This window comes from Streptomyces sp. NPDC003038 (assembly GCF_040611115.1).
In the GTDB taxonomy this organism is placed as follows: Bacteria; Actinomycetota; Actinomycetes; order Streptomycetales; family Streptomycetaceae; genus Streptomyces.
The window spans coordinates 182,206-198,698 of record NZ_JBEXNN010000009.1; the positions used below are offsets into that span (position 1 = coordinate 182,206).

The following is a 16,493-nucleotide window of genomic DNA, read 5'->3' on the forward strand; positions in this document are numbered from 1 at the left end:
GGGCGGGGCGGGCCGGCCCGTGGCGGGAGGGCCCGTGGGGGGACAGGGGATGGCGCGGGCACCGGGGGCTCGGGTGTGGGGAATGCGGGTGGTGGCGGCGCGGCTGCTGGGGGCGCGGGCTCGGCTGCGCTGGGTCCACCAGATACTCGGCGGCGCCCTGTTGATGCCCTACTTCCTGCTCGCCACCGTGATCGTCGGTGTCCTGCGGGGCGGGGGAAGCGCCTTCGACTCCGTGGCACTGCTGTTCGCCGCCTACGGCATCGCCCTGCCGATCGCGTCGGCCACCGCCCTGTTCCCGCTGGTCCGGCCGATGTCGGTGGCTGCCGTACGGGCCATGTGCGACGTGCCGGGCGAGCGGCTGGCCGAGGGCCCGGCCCGGTCCTGGGCAGCCCGTGGGCGGACCTCGGCCTGGTGGACGCTGCACCTCGGGGTCGGCGCCGTGATCAGTGGCATGAGCCTCGCGGTGCCGCCCATGGCGGTGGTGCTGATCGCACTGCCGCTGGTGGGCGCGCTGCGGGACGCCAGGCTGGGAATGGGCTGGTTCAGCACGAGCGCCGAGCCGTACGTCGCCCCCTTGCTCGGCATCGCGCTGCTGGCCGGGCTCATCCTCTGCGCCGCCGGAGCCGGGGCGCTGCTGGCGCGGCTGGCGCCCGTACTGCTGGGGCCGACCGGGGCGGACAGGCTGGCCGCGGCCGAGGAGCGAGCGGCCGACCTCGCGGTACGCAACCGGCTGGCCCGGGAGCTGCACGACGCGGTCGGGCACGCGCTGAGCGCCGTCACCCTCCAGGCGGTCGCCGCCCGGCGGGTGCTCGACACCGACCCCGCGTTCGCACGGGAGGCGCTGGCCGCCATCGAGGACACCACCCGGCGGACGGTGGGGGAGCTGGACGCCGTACTGGGCCTGCTGCGGGACGGGGACCCGGCCCGGGCGGACGCGGCGCCCGCCCCCACTCTCGCCGCCGACCTCGACGCGTTGCTGGCCCGCACCCGGGCGGCCGGCGCGACCGTCACCGCACACCAGGACCCCGGGCCGGCCGGGGACTGGGCGCACCTCCCCGCGATCGCCTCCCGCGAGGCGTACCGGATCGTCCAGGAGGGCCTCAGCAACGCCCTGCGCCACGGCGCTGGCCCCGTGGAACTGCGGCTCCGCGTACGGGGCGGACACGACAGCGGACACGACAGCGGAGACGACAGCGGACACCGTGAACTGGAGATCACCATGAGCAATCCACCGGCCGGTCCCGACAGTCGAGAGGCCCGCACCACCGGGGGCCGCGGGCTGCGCGGCGCCGCCGAGCGGGCCGCGCTGCTCGGCGGCGGCGTGGAGGCCGGCCCGCACGAGGGCCGCTGGCGGCTGCGGGCCGTCCTGCCGCTCGCCGGGGGCGAGCGATGAGCCGCCCGCCGGTGCGCATCGTGCTCTGCGACGACGAACGGATGGTCCGCACCGCCCTGCGGGTCATCCTCGAGGCCGAGGCCGATCTGGAGGTCGTCGGCGAGGCGACGACCGGGGCCGAAGCCGTCCCCCTGGTCCGCTCGCTGGCACCCGACGTGGTGCTGATGGATGTCCGGATGCCCGAGATCGACGGCATCCGCGCCACCGAGCAGATCCTCGCCACGATGGCCGAGCCGCCCCGGATCGTGGTCGTCACCACCTTCGAGAACGACGCCTACGTCTACGACGCGCTTCGCGCGGGAGCCGCCGGGTTCCTCCTCAAGCGGGCCGACCCCGACGAGCTCATCGGCGCGGTCCGGCTCGTCGCCCGCGGCGACTCCCTGCTCTTCCCGGCCGCCGTCCGCGCGCTGGCCGCCGCCCATACGGCCGGTTCCCCGCCCGCGGCCGCGCCCTGGGTGGCCCGGCTCACCGACCGGGAGGCCGACGTCCTGCGTCTGATGGCCACCGGACTGTCCAACCAGGAGATGAGCGGTCGCCTGGGCGTCGGACCGCAGACGGTCAAGACGCATGTCGCCGCGGTCCTGGCGAAGACCGGTTCCCGGGACCGCACACAGGCGGTCATCGCGGCCTACGAGGGAGGCTTCATCATGAAGAAAGGCTGAGAACCCCGCCACAATCAGGGCAGAGCGGAACGGCCGGGGCCCCTGATACGTCCTTCCGGGGGATGAACAAGACGATCAGGCGTGCGTCGGTCTTCTGTCTGCTTCTGGTGCTGGCCCTGCTGGTCCGTGTCACCTGGGTGCAGGCATACCAAGGCCAGGCGCTCGCAGACGACAAGAACAACCGCCGGAACCTCATCGGGCAGTACGAGAACCCGCTGGGCAACATCATCGTGGGCGGGGAGGCGGTCACCGGCTCGACGAAGACGGGCGGCAAGGACTTCGCGTACAAGCGCACCTACACCGAGGGCCCGCTCTACGCACCGATCACCGGCTACAGCTCCCAGGCCTTCGGCACGAGCATGCTGGAGGGCGTCTACAAGAACATCCTCAACGGCTCCGACAGCCGGCTGAAGACCATGATGGACGTGCTCACCAACAAGCGGGCCGCCCCCGGCAACGTCCTGACCACGATCGACAAGGACGTGCAGAAGGCCGCCTACGACGCGCTCCAGGGCAAGCAGGGCGCGGCCGTCGCCATCGATCCCGCGACCGGCGAGATCCTCGCCGTCGTCAACAACCCGTCCTTCGACCCCGGCCGGATCACCGGGGCCAATGACAAAGAGGCCTGGAAGGAGCTCTCCGCGGACCAGGGCAAGGCCATGGAGAACGTGGCCCTGCGCAAGCCGCAGGCGCCCGGCTCCACCTTCAAGCTGGTCACCCTGGCAGCGGCGATCGAGAACGGCCTGGTGGGCGACATCGACCAGCCGACCGGCATCCCGGACCCGTACACGATCCCCGGCACCCGCACCCTGCTGCCCAGCGAAGCGGGATCGGCCGCCTGCAACAACGTTTCCCCGCGCACCGCGCTCAAGCTGTCCTGCAACAACGTCTTCGCGGAGCTGGCGTCCAAGCTGGGCCAGGACAAGATGCGCGCGACGGCCGAGAAGCTCGGCTTCAACGTGCAGATCGACACCCCGGTGCGGACCAACCCGCCGAGCAAGTACCCCTCGGCGAAGATGTCGGTCGACCAGGTCGCCCAGACCGGTATCGGCCAGTTCGACGTCCAGGCCACCCCGCTCCAGATGGCGATGGTGACGGCCGCGATCGAGAACGGCGGCAAGCTCGTCGCCCCGCACATGGTCTCGGAGGTCACCGACGCCGACGGCGATGTGCTGGAGAGCCTCAGGAATCCGAAGTCCCAGCAGGTCATGAGCGAGAGGACCGCCTCGATGATCCGCGACGCCATGCGCACGGTCGCCACCGAAGGCGGCGGCAAGCCGGCCCAGGTGGCGGGCGCCGAGGTGGGCGGCAAGACGGGTACCGCCCAGCGCGGTGTCAACAACAGCCTGGCACCGCTGGCGTGGTTCACCTCGTACGGCAAGCTGAAGGGCAAGCAGATCGCCGTCGCCGTGGTGGTCGAGAACTCCGACACCGACCGCTCCGAGATCGGCGGCGGCAGGCTGGCCGCCCCCATCGCCCAGAAGATGATGGAGGCGTGGCTGAAGAAGTAGCCACCCGGCTGCGGCGGCGGACGCGCCGGGAACCGACACGGTTCCCGGCGCGTTTCCCTTCCCATGATCAGAAGCGCGCAGCCCGCCGACGTCGACGCGATCGCCGCCCTCCACACCCGGGCCCGAGCCACCTACTACCGGGGCCGCGTCCCCGAGCAGGCGTACGGTGGCGACGTCGAACTCGCGCGGACCCGCGAGGGCTGGTCCCGGGCCGTCGCCCGTGCCGCCGCCGACGGCGGGGTGCTCTGCGCCGAGCGGGACGGCGAACTCACCGGCGTCGCCGCCTTCCGCACGGCGGACGGCGAGACCACCCTCACCCAGCTGCACGTCGACCCGCCCCACTGGCGCCGCGGCACCGGCGCGGCCCTGCACGCGGCCTGCCTCGACACCTGGCGCCTCGCCGGAATCCCCCGGGTCCGCCTGGAGGTCTACGTACACAACCTCCGCGCCCAGGCCTTCTACGCCACCCACGGGTGGCTCCCGGCCCCGGAGCCCGGCCCCTCCGCCTCCCACCGCACCCTCTGGCTCACGGTTGCGCCCCCGCCGTGACGCGGCCCCCGGCCCGTGGGGTGACCCGTGGTCGCTCCAGGTGCAGACACCGGTCTTCCCGGCGAAGCTGGAAACGACAGGCATTCCGTAGAGAGGACCCCTCATGTCCATGCTCGACAAGCTCAAGGGCCTGATCAAGGGACACCCGGACCAGGCGCGCCAAGGAGTCGAGAAGGCCGGAGACGCCTTCGACGCGAGGACTCAGAACAAGCACCAGAGCCAGGTCGACACGGCGCAACAGAAGCTCAATGAGCAGATGGGCAACCAGCAGACGGGCAACCAGCCCCCCACCTCCGGCGACGGCCGCCCGCCCCAAAGCTAGGGCGAGCACTCCGGGAGCAACACCGAGGGTGCGAGGATCCCCGCGCGGGCCATGCGGGGCATGCGGGGACGGACCATGGACTTCGGGTCACCCCTCGCGCAGAGTTGACGGCATGGATCTTCTGCTCGCCGAAGCCGCCGGCGCCGAGTTCACGCATTCCACCACCTACCTCAACACCGCCACCTGCGGGATCCTCCCGCGGTCCGCCGTTGCGGCCGTGCGGGACCAGGCGGAGGCGGCAGGGGCCGCAATCCCCGCGGGATTCGGTGACTTCGACGGGGTCAACCGGGTCCGTGCCGCCTTCGCCCGGCTCGTCGGGGTCGCCACCGAGAGGGTTGCCGTCGGCTCGGCCGTGGCCACGCACGTCGGCCTCGTCGCGGCGTCCCTTCCCGCCGGAGCCGAAGTCCTCGTGCCCGAAGGGGACTTCGCCTCCGTGATGAACCCCTTCGTGATGCGGGGCGACCTCAAGGTGCGCTTCGCCCCGCTGGAGGCCATGGCCGAAGCCGTCGGCCCGGACACCGCCCTGGTGTCACTCAGCGCCGTACAGTCCGCGGACGGGCGTACGGCGGACCTGGCGGCGGTGCGCGCCGCGACGACCGCCCACGGTGCCCGGATGCTGGTGGACGCGACCCAGGCGGCGGGCTGGCTTCCCTTCGACGCCTCGCCCTACGAGTACACGGTCACCGCCGGGTACAAGTGGCTGCTCGGCTCGCGCGGGGCCTCCTATCTGACCGTCTCCGAAGAGGCCCAGGACACCCTGATCCCCCTGCACGCCGGGTGGGTGGCGGCCGAGTCGATGTGGGAATCCACTTACGGCCCCATGCGCCGACTGGCCCGCGACGCGCGGCGGTTCGACGAGTCCCCGGCCTTCCTCGCCTACCGCGCGGCCGAGCCCTCGCTGGCGCTGCTGGAGCGGATCGGCATCGAGGCCGTCCACGCACACGACACCGCACTGGCCGCCCGCTACCGGGCCGGTCTCGCCCGCCTCGGCCACGAGCCCGTGCCCGGCGAGGCCGCCATCGTCTCGGTGCCGGGCCTCGCCGGCCGGCAGCCCGCCCTGCAGGCCGCCGGCATCGCCACCTCGGCCCGCGCGGGCGCCCTCAGGGCCTCGTTCCACCTGTACACCACGGAGGCGGACGTCGACCGGCTGCTGGACGCCCTGGCCGACTGAAACCACGGCCGGCGGTCAGTGCGGCGTCTCGGCCCCGGTCGACTCCGCCGCGTCCCGGCGGGTGCGGAGGAGGTCGGCGAGCCCCGGTCGATCGACGCGAAGGCTTCCCCGTGAGCGGCGGAAGGTCCGGGAGGAGGTGGGTCACGGTGGTGCTCTCTTCGTCCGGGGGTCCCGGGGGAGCGCACCGAGCCCGCACGTACAGTGCCGACATGACCGATGCCGCGAGGACGGATGTGGGCGCCGTGCACGACGTACTGCATGTGAAGGGGCGGGTGCTGGTCGGGCCCGACGAGGTCCGCGACGAGCTCTGGGTGGTCGGCGGGAAGGTGTCCTACGAGCGCCCGCGCGCCGCCCGGGAGATCACCACGGTGACCGGCTGGGCGCTGCCCGGGCTGGTCGACGCGCACTGTCACGTGGGACTGGATTCCCACGGCCCGGTGGACGCCGGGACCGCCGAACTCCAGGCCCTCGCCGACCGGGACGCCGGCACCCTCCTGATCCGTGACGCCGGATCACCCTCCGACACCCGCTGGATCGACGACCGCGAGGACCTGCCGAAGATCATCCGAGCCGGTCGGCACATCGCCCGCACCCGCCGCTACATCCGCAACTACGCCCACGAGATCGAGCCCGCGGACCTCGTCGCGTACGTCGGGCGCGAGGCCCGGCGCGGCGACGGCTGGGTGAAGCTGGTCGGGGACTGGATCGACCGCGACGCCGGGGACCTCGCGGCCTGCTGGCCGCGCGCCGAGGTCGAGGCGGCCATCGCCGAGGCGCACCGGCTCGGTGCCCGGGTCACCGCGCACTGTTTCGCCGAGGACTCGCTGCGGGACCTGGTCGAGGCGGGCATCGACTGCATCGAGCACGCGACCGGCCTCACCGAGGAGACGATCCCGCTGTTCGCGCAGCGCGGGGTCGCGATCGTCCCGACGCTCGTGAACACCGCGACGTTCCCGAAGCTGGCGGCGGGCGGCGAGGCGAAGTTCCCGAACTGGTCGGCGCACATGCGGCGGCTCCACGAGCGGCGGTACGACACCGTCCGGGCGGCTTACGACGCGGGCATCCAGGTGTACGTCGGCACCGACGCCGGAGGTTCCCTGCCGCACGGCCTCGTCGCCGCGGAGGTGTCGGAGCTGGTCAAAGCTGGGATCCCGCCGTTGGACGCCCTCTCGGCGACGGCCTGGGGGGCACGCGCATGGCTCGGCAGGCCGGGGTTGACCGAGGGGGCGCCGGCGGACCTCGTGGTCTACGGGGCCGACCCCCGGGCCGATGTGCGTGAGCTCGTGCGGCCGCTGCGGGTCGTCGTGAACGGCACGGTCCGGGCCTGAGCGCCGGGTCGAGCCGGGGGCGGCACGCGGCTGTTGACGCCGCGTGACATCAGCGGCCCGGCGGTCGTTATGGATGCCCGCTCGGGCCCGCGCGGCCCGGTCGTGGTCGTCCAGCCTGGGACGGGAGAGAACTCGCGTTCCTCATGAGGCGCGATAATTCGAATCTATGCGTGGAAACCACCCTTTGGGGTGAACTCACGTCAGGTTGACCCCCGTTCACTCTCAGTGCGTAAAGATTCCGGGGACGAAGCCGTCGGCGCGCGCAATGTCCCCCATTGGCGGCGCGACGGCACCCATCTCCCTGGGGGTTCCACCACCTTGAACAGCAACACCTTCCGCATGCCCGCGGCCGCACTGCTCGCCACGGGAGCGGTAGCCCTGCTCACCGCGCCGCCCGCCCACGCCACGGACGGCGCCGGCGCCGGGAGCGAAGGCAAGGCCAGCGCCGTCGTCCTGCGCGCCACCCTGGACGTGGGCCTGCTCAACAAGACCGTGCACGTCCCGCTGAAGGCCACCCTCAACGAGGTCAGCGCCCCGGCGGCAGCCGAGAAGACGGCACTGACCGTCACCCTGGACGGGGTCGAGGGAGGCCGGCCGGTGAACGTCCTGCGCGCCGACGTGGCCACCTCCAAGGCGACCGCGGACAAGACCCGCGCCGCGGCGGAGGCGAACCTCGCCAAGGCCCGGGTGCATGTGCCGGGCCTGCCGGCGCTCTCCCTCATCGAGGTGGAGAAGGTGACCTCCAAGGCCGTGTGCGAGGCGGGCAAGAAGCCGGTGGCCGGCGCGAACGTCCTCGGGGCGGTGACCGTGCTCGGCAAGAAGGTCACCCTGTCGGCGGGCGGACCGACCAAAGTCGAGGTTCCGGGCGTGGGCATGGTCGGCCTGGAGCTCTCCGGTACGGAAACCACCTCCACCACGGCCGCCGCCGCCGCGCTCCGGCTGAAGGTGTCGGTCGATCCGCTGGAGCTGAACGTGGCGGAGGTCGAGGGCGAGGTGGTCCTCGCCGAGGCGCGCTGCGAGTCCCCGAAGGGGCCGGCGCCGATCCCGTCCGCGACCCTGCCCGTGAAGCCGGACGTCAAGCCGCAGACCGGAACCGGGACGGGTGGCGCCGTGTCCACCGAGGCCAACCTGGCCGAGACCGGCGGCGGTTCGCTGACCCCGTACCTGGCGGGCGGCGCGCTGATCCTGCTCGGGATCGGCGCGGGCGCGATCGTCATGACCCGGCGGGGCAGGGCCTCGTAGGGCGCGCGACCCGCGTCGGACCGGCCGGTCGGCCGGAGGCCGGGGCCGGGGCCGCGGGGGCGGGGCGGGGCGGGCCGGGGCAGGCCGGGGCGGTGGCCAGGGCGGGGCGGTCACCGCGTCGCGTGCACCAGCCCCTGACCGTCCGCGCCGAGTGACATCACGGCCCGGGTGACCTGTTCGTCGACGCGGGTGTACTCGGTCCGCTTGGCGGCGGGGAGGGTGGGGTCGGCGGCCGCGCAGGAGGCGCAGACGACACGGAACGGCGGGCCCATGTCCGAGTACTGCGTCAGGTATTCGGCCTTCACCACCTCCCAGCGGCCCGGATGGGCGGCTGCCGGGGCGAAGGTGAAGCGGGGGACCGAGGACTGGTTGCCGCGCAGTTTGTCGGCCGGCACGAAACTGGCCACCTGGTCGCCCATGCCGAAGACCACCCAGGTCCCGTTGATCTTTTCGTAGGGCTGTGGCACGTGGTTGTGCGTGCCGATGACCAGGTCGATGTCGGCGAGTCCGTCGGCCGAGCGTGAGGCGGTCAGGGCCTGTGCCAGCTCGCGTTGCCGCTGGTCGGGCGCCGTCTGCCACTCGGTGCCCCAGTGGATGCTGAGCACCACCACGTTCGCGCCGGCGGCCCGGGCCGCGCGGGCGTCGGCGAGGATCCGGTCCTGGTCGATGAGGTTGACGGCCCACGGCTTGTCCGCGGGGAGCGGGATGCCGTTCGTGCCGTACGTGTACGACAGCTGGGCGACCTTCGCGCCGCCGGCCGAGAGCAGAGCCGGGGCCTTGGCCTCCTCGGCGCTGCGGGCCGAGCCGACGTGCGGGATGCCGACCCGGTCGAGGTGTTCGAGGGTGCGGGCGAGGCCGTCGTAACCGTCGTCCAGGGTGTGGTTGGAGGCGGTGGAACAGCTGTCGTACCCGGCGTCCTTGAGGGCGTCGGCCAGCTGGTGCGGGGCCTTGAAGGTGGGGTAGCCGGTGTAGGGGCCGCCGGGACGCCCGTACGGTATCTCGTGGTGGCATATCGCCAGGTCGGCGGCGGAGACGAGGGGTTTGACCCCCGCGAGTATCTTCCGGAAGTCGTACTCCCCGGCCTGGTCCGCGTCGTCCGCGGACCGCTGGACGATCGACGGGTACGGGATGATGTCGCCGGTCGCCACGAGGGTGAACGGCCGCCCGGGCGGGGTGGTGCCCGCCGTCGGGCCGGTCACCGCCGGGGCCGGCTCGCCCCGCAGCCGCTGCTGGGCGGCGGGCGCGCCGGCGGTGTCGAGCAGCCGGGGCGCGGCGTAGATCCCGCCGCCCACGACGGCCAGCCCGGCCAGGGCCGCGCCGATCTTGGCTGATGCCTTCATTCCCGAACCCCCGGTGTCGCCCAGCCGATGCGGGGAGCTTCGCCCGCCCCCGCCCCCGCCGCCATCCTACGTAGCCCGTACGGGTGATCCGGCTCGCGCGCATGACGCCGGACCGGTAACGGGCGCTGGTGGAACGTCGGCCGGGCGGCGCGCCAGGCTCCGGGTCAGCCGGCGCCGGTCAGGGTCAGCGCGTGGTCCAGCGCCTGGAGCAGCCGGCCCGTCGTCGCCCGGTCGCGCACCGCCAGCCGGAGCCAGGAGTGGTCCAGCCCCGGGAAGGTGTCCCCGCGGCGGACGGCGAACCCCAGGGCGCGCAGGCGGGTGCGGACCTCGGCCGCGCCCGCCACCCGGATCAGGACGAACGGCCCCTCCGCGATCCCCGCCACCGTCACCTCGTCGAACTCCGCGAGCCCCGCCAGCAGATGCGCCCGGTCCACCGCGATCCGCCGCGCGGCCTCCTCCGCCTCGGCCAGCGCCGCCGGAGCCACGCAGGCCTCGGCGGCCACCAGGGCCGGGGTCGACACCGGCCACAGGGGCTGCGCGGCCGCGAGCTTCGCGATCACCTCCGGCTCGGCCAGTACGTAGCCGATCCGCAGCCCGGCCAGCCCCCACGTCTTCGTCAGGCTCCGCAGGACCACCAGCCCCGGCAGGTCCGTCCGGCCGGACAGCGCCTCCCGCTCGCCCGGGACGGCGTCCATGAACGCCTCGTCCACGACCAGGATCCGGCCCGGCCGGGCCAGCGAGGCCAGCGTGGCCGCCGGGTGCAGGACGGACGTCGGGTTGGTCGGGTTGCCGATCACGACCAGGTCCGCGTCCTCGGGTATCGCCGCCGGGTCCAGGCGGAAGCCGTCCGCGGCCCGCAGCACCACGCGCTCCACCCGGTGGCCGGCGTCCCGCAGGGCCGCCTCCGGCTCGGTGAACTGCGGGTGCACCACGACGGGCCGTACGGCGTCCAGGGCCCGCGCGATCAGCACGAAGGCCTCCGCCGCCCCGGCCGTCAAAAGCACCCGCTCGACCGGCAGCCCGTGCCGATCCGCCACCGCCGCGCGGGCGCTCCGGCCGTCGGGGTACGCGGCGAGATCGCCGAGGGAGGCGGCGATCCGCCGCTTGAGCCAGTCGGGGGGTGTCTGCGCCCGTACGTTGACCGCGAGGTCCACCAGCGCGGCGCCCGCGTCCATCACCTCCGCGTCCCCGTGATGCCGTAGGTCGTGGGCCTGCGTCGTCGCGACCGCGCAGGTCGCCGCCACCGACCGCCGCTTGGGTACGAGGAGTTCCCCGCCTCCCGCGAGCGCCGCGGCCTCCGCCACCGAGGCGGTCCCGGTGGCCTCGCGTGCGGCGTCGGAGGGATGGGGCACCGTGATCGCGGCCAGCTCCTCGGCGGAGTAGCTGAGCAGGGGCACGCCGAAACGTTTCGCCGCACCCGTGATCCCCGCCTCGCCCGCCTTCGTCCTCACCGTGGCCAGCGCCGTCACCGCTCCCGAGGCCAGCCCGGCCCCGCGCAGTGTCTCCTCGACCAGGGCGCAGACCTCCGCCACGGAAACCCCCGCGCGTCCGCCGACCCCGACCACCAGCTGCGTCGCGTACTCGCCCACCGGGGGTCCTCCCTCCGTAGTCACCATCACCGGTCAGTCGTCAACAGTCCGCCGCCCGCCACCTGCGCACGGACGTGCGCGCGGGGCGAGGAGTCGGTATTCAGGGGCACATGGCCGTGATCGTGGCGTTGGGCGCCTTCCTGATGACCCTGGCGGGCGGATGGACGGCGCAACGCGTCACCGACCGCCGCCACCTCGTGCTGGGGCTGGCGGGCGGCCTGATGCTCGGCGTCGTCGGGCTCGACCTGCTGCCGGAGGCGATGCACGCGGCGGGCGACGAGATCTTCGGCGTCCCGCTCGCCCTGCTGCTCTTCGTGGCCGGATTCCTCGTCGCGCACGTCGCGGAACGCCTGCTGGCCGTACGTCAGGCCGCGCACGGCGCCGAGGACGGCGCCCGCGTCCCCCAGGTCGGGCTCACGGCGGCCTCCGCGATGGTCGGCCACAGCCTCGCCGACGGAGTGGCCCTGGGCGCGGCCTTCCAGGTGGGCGGGGGGATGGGCGTCGCCGTGGCGCTGGCCGTCATCACCCACGACTTCGCGGACGGGTTCAACACGTACACGCTCACCAGCCTGTACGGAAACGCCCGCCGCAAGGCCCTGATGATGCTGTTCGCGGACGCCGTCGCCCCGGTGGTCGGAGCGGCGTCCACTCTGCTGTTCACCCTTCCGGAGGAACCGCTCGGTGCCTACCTCGGCTTCTTCGGCGGAGTCCTGCTGTACCTGGCCGCCGCGGAGATCCTCCCCGAGGCGCACCACAAGCACCCCGCCCTCTCCACGCTGATGTGCACGGTGGGCGGGGTGGCCGGGATCTGGCTGGTGGTGGGCCTCGCGGAGTGAGGGCACCGGGGTGACGGCGTCGGCGCCAGGTCCGGCGCCAGGTCCGGCGCCGGATCCGGTGAAGGGGCGGGCGACACAGCCGGTGACAGGGCGGGCGACACGGCGGGCGACAGGGCTGGTGACGGGGCTCACCGGGCCCCCGCCGCGGCTTCCACGAAGCGACGGGCGACGGAGGGCTGCGCCGCCCAGTGCGTGTGCAGGTAACTGGCGTGCACACCCCGCTGTACGAAGCCCTCGACGCGGCGCTCCGGATGCGTGAACCCCCACGCGGCCGCGGCCCCGGCGCCCGGCTCGATCGCCGTCCGGTGGAACTCGTGCCCCCGCAGCCGGGTTCCGGCCTGCGCGAGCGGGCTGTCGGACACGGCCACCGCCTCGCGGTAGCCCAGCGTCAGCCGCTCCGTCATACGGGCGTCGGCGTCGAGCACCCCGCACATGGGCTTCCCGTCCAGCGACCGCGCGAGGTACAGCAGCCCGGCGCACTCGGCGGCCACCGGGCCGCCGGACGCGGCGAAGGCGGCGACGGCCGCGCGGAGCGGCTCGTTGGCGGACAGCTCGGGCGCGTACACCTCGGGGAAGCCGCCGCCGATGACCAGACCGGCGGCGCCGGCGGGCAGGCCCTCGTCCCGGAGCGGGTCGAAGGTGACGACGTCCGCGCCGGCGGCGGTGAGCAGCTCCGCGTGCTCGGCGTACGAGAACGTGAACGCCGGCCCGCCCGCGACGGCGACCACCGGCCGCCGGCCGGCGCTCTGCCCCCGGCCCGGTGCCTCCCCCGCCGCCGGCGCCGGAACTGCGCTCCGCCCCACTCCAAGCCCGTCCGGGGCTTCGAGTCGGGGGTTGGGAGCGGAGCCCGGACTTCCCGCCAGAGCAGCCTGCGCCGACCAGGCCTCGCAGGCCAGCGGCGGTGCGGTGCGCGCCAGAGCGAGCAGCGCGTCCAGGTCGCAGCCCTGGCGGACCTGGTCGGCCAGGGCGGCCACCGAGGACACCGCATCCGCCCGCCGCTCGGCGACCGGGACCAGTCCCAGGTGCCGTGACGGCGCCGCCACCTGCGGAGCCCGCCGCAGGACGCCGAGCACCGGCATGCCCGCCTCCTCCAGCGCCTCCCGCAGCATCACCTCGTGCCGGTCGGAGCCGACCTTGTTGAGGATCACGCCGCCCAGCCGCACGTGCGGGTCGAACGACGCGAAGCCGTGCACCAGCGCCGCCACCGACCGGGACTGCGAGGAGGCGTCGACGACCAGCACCACCGGCGCCCGCAGCAGCTTCGCGACATGCGCGGTCGACGCGAGTTCGCCCCGGCCCGCGGCCCCGTCGTACAGCCCCATCACGCCCTCGACCAAGGCCAGGTCGCACCCGGCCGCCCCGTGCGCGAACAGCGGGGCGACCAGATCCGGCCCGCACATGAAGGCGTCGAGGTTGCGTCCCGGCCGGCCGGTGGCCAGCGCGTGGTAGCCGGGGTCGATGTAGTCGGGCCCGGCCTTGTGCGGGGACACGGCGAGGCCGCGCTCCGAGAAGGCCGCCATCAGGCCCGTCGCGACGGTGGTCTTGCCGCTGCCGGAGGACGGCGCGGCGATGACCAGTCGCGGAACGTGGAGCGAGGTCACCACTCGATGCCCTTCTGGCCCTTCTGGCCGGCGTCCATCGGGTGCTTGACCTTGGTCATCTCGGTGACCAGGTCCGCGAACTCCACCAGCTTCTCCGGCGCGTTGCGCCCCGTGATCACCACGTGCTGCGTGCCGGGACGGTTCCGCAGCACCTCGATGACCTCGTCGACGTCGATCCAGCCCCAGTGCATCGGGTACGCGAACTCGTCGAGCACGTACAGCTTGTGCGTCTCGGCGGCCAGGTCGCGCTTGACCTGCTCCCAGCCCTCCTTGGCCGCCTGCTCGTTGTCGAGCTGGGCGTCGCGCTGGACCCAGGACCAGCCCTCGCCCATCTTGTGCCAGACGACCGAGCCGCCCTCACCGGAGGCGCCGAGCACCTTGAGCGCGTTCTCCTCGCCGACCTTCCACTTCGCCGACTTGACGAACTGGAACACCCCGATCGGCCAGCCCTGGTTCCAGGCACGCAGCGCCAGCCCGAAGGCGGCCGTCGACTTGCCCTTGCCGGGGCCGGTGTGGACGAAGACGAGCGGGCGGTTGCGGCGCTGGCGCGTCGTGAGTCCGTCGTCCGGAACGACGGACGGCTGTCCCTGCGGCATTACGCGGCCTTCCTGTTGCTGCTGACATTGCTGTGTGACGCACGAGACGGGGAAGAGGCGGAAGAGGCGGAAGAGGCGGGAGAAGAGGGAGCTGCGGAAGCCGTCACCGGTGTCCGTACGTTCTTCACGAGCCCGGCCAGCGAGTCGGCCCGCAGCCCGTCCAGCGTGACGGCGGGCCCGCCCAGGTCCGTGGCCAGCACCCCGGCCAGCCCCAGCCGGACCGGCCCGGATTCACAGTCCACGACCACGGACGCGACACCCTCGGCCTGCAACAGCCGGGCCCCACGGCCCGCGAGCTCGCGCGGCGTGCTCTGCGTCCGGCCGCCGAGGCCCCCGGCCGAGGTGGCCCGCCCGTCGGTGACCACCACGAGCAGCGGGCGCCGCGAGGGGTCCCGCAACCGCTCGATCCGCAGCACCTCGCGGGCCTTCAGCAGCCCGGCGGCCAGCGGGGTGCGGCCGCCGGTCGGAAGCCGCTCCAGCCGGGCCGCGGCCGCGTCCACCGAGGAGGTGGGGGGCAGCGCCAGTTCGGCCGAGGACCCCCGGAAGGTGATCAGTCCGACCTTGTCGCGGCGCTGGTAGGCGTCCAGCAGCAGCGACATCACGGCGCCCTTGACCGCGCTCATGCGCTGCCGGGCGGCCATGGAGCCGGAGGCGTCGACGAGGAAGAGGACGAGGTTGCCCTCGCGCCCCTCCCGCGTCGCCTGCCGCAGATCGTCCTTGCGCACGATGAGTCCCCGGCCGGTGCGCCCGCGGACGTTCTGGTGTGGGGCGGCGGCCTGGATGGTCGCGGCGAGGTGCAGCTTGGTCAGGTGGCCGCGGGGGCGCTGGGCGCCGGTGGTGCGGCCGTGTGCGGTGCGGGCCCGCGAACGCCGCCCCGCCGCGCCCTCGCCGAGCCCCGGCACGCTCAGCATCTTGGTCCGGAACGGCTCGGCGGCCCGTACGGCGGCCTGCTCGGGCGCGCCGGATCCGCCGTCGCCCTGGGCGGGCTGCGGCGCAGGAGCGTCGGGGGCCTCCGGCGCATCCGGGTTCTCGCCGGCCTCGGTAGTCTCGGACGGTGCCTGCGGCGCCTCGGGCCCGCCACCCTGCGGCGGGACACCGCCGCCCCCGCCGCCGTCCGGGCCGCCCTCGGGCCCGCCGTCGTCCGGACCGTCCGGCTCCGGACCAGGTTCGTTCCCGGGCTCGTTCCCGGGCTCCGGACGGGGCTCGTTCTCCGGCCCGCCGTCCGGCTCCTCGTCGGGGAACCGGTCCAGGATCTCGTCGAGCTTGTCCTCGTCGAGCCCGGGCGCGTCGAACGGATTGCGCCGCCGCCGGTGGGGGAGCGCCAGCAGCGCGGCCTGCCGTACGTCCTCCTTCAGCACCCGCGTCCGCCCGGCCCAGGCCGCCAGCGCGGTCGCCGTCCGCGCCATCACGATGTCGGCCCGCATGCCGTCGACCTCGAAGCCGGCGCAGGTCGCGGCGATCCGGAGCAGCGCGGTGTCGCCGAGCGCGACCTGCGGCAGCAGCGCCCGCGCCGCCACCACCCGGGCGCGTACGTCCTGTTCGTCCCCGGCCCAGCGGGCCGCGAAGCCCGCGGGGTCGTCCTCGTACGCGAGCCGGCGCCGCACCACCTCGACGCGCTGGGCGGGCTCACGGGAGGCCGCGACCTCGACGGTCAGTCCGAACCGGTCGAGCAGCTGCGGACGCAGCTCGCCCTCCTCCGGGTTCATCGTGCCGACGAGCAAGAAGCGGGCGGCGTGGCGTACGGAGACGCCCTCGCGCTCCACGTACGAGGCGCCCATGGCGGCGGCGTCCAGCAGGACGTCGATCAGGTGGTCGTGCAGCAGGTTGACCTCGTCGACGTACAGGATGCCGCGGTGCGCGTCGGCCAGCAGGCCCGGCTCGAAGGCCTTCACGCCCTCGGCGAGGGCCCGTTCGATGTCGAGGGCGCCGACGAGGCGGTCCTCGGAGGCTCCGACGGGCAGCTCCACCATGCGGGCGGGCCGAGAGCCGCCGGGGCCGGGCTCGTGCGGCCCGTCGGGGCAGGCCGGGTCCGGTGCACCGGGCGCGCACGAGAACCGGCAGCCGGGCACGACGTCCACCTGCGGCAGCAGCGCGGTCAGCGCCCGCACGGCGGTGGACTTGGCGGTGCCCTTCTCGCCGCGCACGAGCACACCGCCGACCGCCGGGCTCACGGCGTTGAGAAGCAGAGCCAGCCGCAGGTCGTCCTGACCGACCACGGCCGAGAAGGGGAAGAGTGCGCCGTTCATGAACCGATCACTCCTTCGAGTGGTTTGTGCCGACGCACCCGCCGACGGGCTCCTGCCGTGCAAGGGTCGCCCTGTGCTCCCCGCTGACGCGGGGGTGGTCCCGGGTA

At 74.0% G+C, this 16,493-nt stretch carries 14 protein-coding genes; 9 read left to right on the top strand and 5 right to left on the bottom strand.

The annotated features are described in order from the left end of the window. Window positions 1-82 precede the first annotated feature (82 nt). The 8 genes from ABZX75_RS14705 (at window position 83) to ABZX75_RS14740 (ending at window position 8,178) form a co-directional block, all read left to right on the top strand. Entirely contained in the window at window positions 83-1,393 is a 1,311-nt protein-coding gene (locus ABZX75_RS14705) for a histidine kinase (RefSeq protein WP_355410605.1), read from the top strand. Next, window positions 1,390-2,055, top strand: a complete 666-nt coding sequence (locus tag ABZX75_RS14710; RefSeq protein ID WP_355410523.1) for a response regulator transcription factor — start codon at window positions 1,390-1,392, stop codon at window positions 2,053-2,055. Before ABZX75_RS14705 ends, ABZX75_RS14710 begins: the two co-directional genes overlap by 4 nt. Window positions 2,056-2,117: 62 nt before the next feature. After that, window positions 2,118-3,566 carry a penicillin-binding protein 2 gene (locus tag ABZX75_RS14715; protein WP_355410524.1) on the top strand — a complete coding sequence of 483 codons (1,449 nt, stop codon included), beginning with the start codon at window positions 2,118-2,120 and terminating at the stop codon, window positions 3,564-3,566. A 63-nt stretch (window positions 3,567-3,629) separates the two neighbouring features. Then, window positions 3,630-4,115 carry a GNAT family N-acetyltransferase gene (locus ABZX75_RS14720; protein ID WP_355410525.1) on the top strand — a complete coding sequence of 162 codons (486 nt, stop codon included), beginning with the start codon at window positions 3,630-3,632 and terminating at the stop codon, window positions 4,113-4,115. 103 nt (window positions 4,116-4,218) lie between these two features. Beyond that, entirely contained in the window at window positions 4,219-4,437 is a 219-nt protein-coding gene (locus ABZX75_RS14725; RefSeq protein ID WP_355410526.1) for an antitoxin, read from the top strand. Between the two features lie 112 nt (window positions 4,438-4,549). Next, a complete protein-coding gene (locus ABZX75_RS14730) occupies window positions 4,550-5,608 on the top strand; it encodes an aminotransferase class V-fold PLP-dependent enzyme (RefSeq protein WP_355410527.1) in 1,059 nt (352 codons plus the stop codon). Window positions 5,609-5,817: 209 nt separating this feature from the next. Continuing rightward, on the top strand, window positions 5,818-6,936 hold the full coding sequence (locus ABZX75_RS14735) for an amidohydrolase family protein (protein ID WP_355410528.1): 1,119 nt from the start codon (window positions 5,818-5,820) through the stop codon (window positions 6,934-6,936). Window positions 6,937-7,254: 318 nt separating this feature from the next. Then, window positions 7,255-8,178 (top strand): SCO1860 family LAETG-anchored protein, encoded by a 924-nt coding sequence (locus ABZX75_RS14740; protein WP_355410529.1) that lies wholly within the window; start codon window positions 7,255-7,257, stop codon window positions 8,176-8,178. A gap of 110 nt (window positions 8,179-8,288) precedes the next feature. Here the strand turns inward: ABZX75_RS14740 and ABZX75_RS14745 are convergent, their stop codons facing one another. Together ABZX75_RS14745 and cobC are read right to left on the bottom strand one after the other, a co-directional pair. Further along, window positions 8,289-9,518, bottom strand: coding sequence for a CapA family protein (locus ABZX75_RS14745; protein ID WP_355410530.1), 1,230 nt, complete (start codon window positions 9,516-9,518; stop codon window positions 8,289-8,291). A 164-nt stretch (window positions 9,519-9,682) separates the two neighbouring features. Beyond that, complete coding sequence (cobC, locus tag ABZX75_RS14750) at window positions 9,683-11,107, bottom strand: Rv2231c family pyridoxal phosphate-dependent protein CobC (protein ID WP_355410531.1); 1,425 nt, start codon at window positions 11,105-11,107, stop codon at window positions 9,683-9,685. A 110-nt stretch (window positions 11,108-11,217) separates the two neighbouring features. On the opposite strand from cobC, the gene ABZX75_RS14755 reads away from it, so the two are divergent. Continuing rightward, a complete protein-coding gene (locus ABZX75_RS14755; RefSeq protein ID WP_355410532.1) occupies window positions 11,218-11,943 on the top strand; it encodes a ZIP family metal transporter in 726 nt (241 codons plus the stop codon). A 128-nt stretch (window positions 11,944-12,071) separates the two neighbouring features. Here the strand turns inward: ABZX75_RS14755 and ABZX75_RS14760 are convergent, their stop codons facing one another. Genes ABZX75_RS14760 through ABZX75_RS14770 form a run of 3 tightly spaced genes read right to left on the bottom strand, consistent with a single transcriptional unit; the run spans window position 12,072 to window position 16,386 of the window. Continuing rightward, a complete protein-coding gene (locus ABZX75_RS14760; protein ID WP_355410533.1) occupies window positions 12,072-13,547 on the bottom strand; it encodes a cobyrinate a,c-diamide synthase in 1,476 nt (491 codons plus the stop codon). Next, on the bottom strand, window positions 13,541-14,140 hold the full coding sequence (cobO, locus tag ABZX75_RS14765) for a cob(I)yrinic acid a,c-diamide adenosyltransferase (protein ID WP_161296251.1): 600 nt from the start codon (window positions 14,138-14,140) through the stop codon (window positions 13,541-13,543). Before cobO ends, ABZX75_RS14760 begins: the two co-directional genes overlap by 7 nt. Beyond that, window positions 14,140-16,386, bottom strand: coding sequence for a putative cobaltochelatase (locus tag ABZX75_RS14770; protein ID WP_355410534.1), 2,247 nt, complete (start codon window positions 16,384-16,386; stop codon window positions 14,140-14,142). The genes cobO and ABZX75_RS14770 overlap by 1 nt, the downstream gene beginning before the upstream one ends. Between the last annotated feature and the right edge of the window lie 107 nt (window positions 16,387-16,493).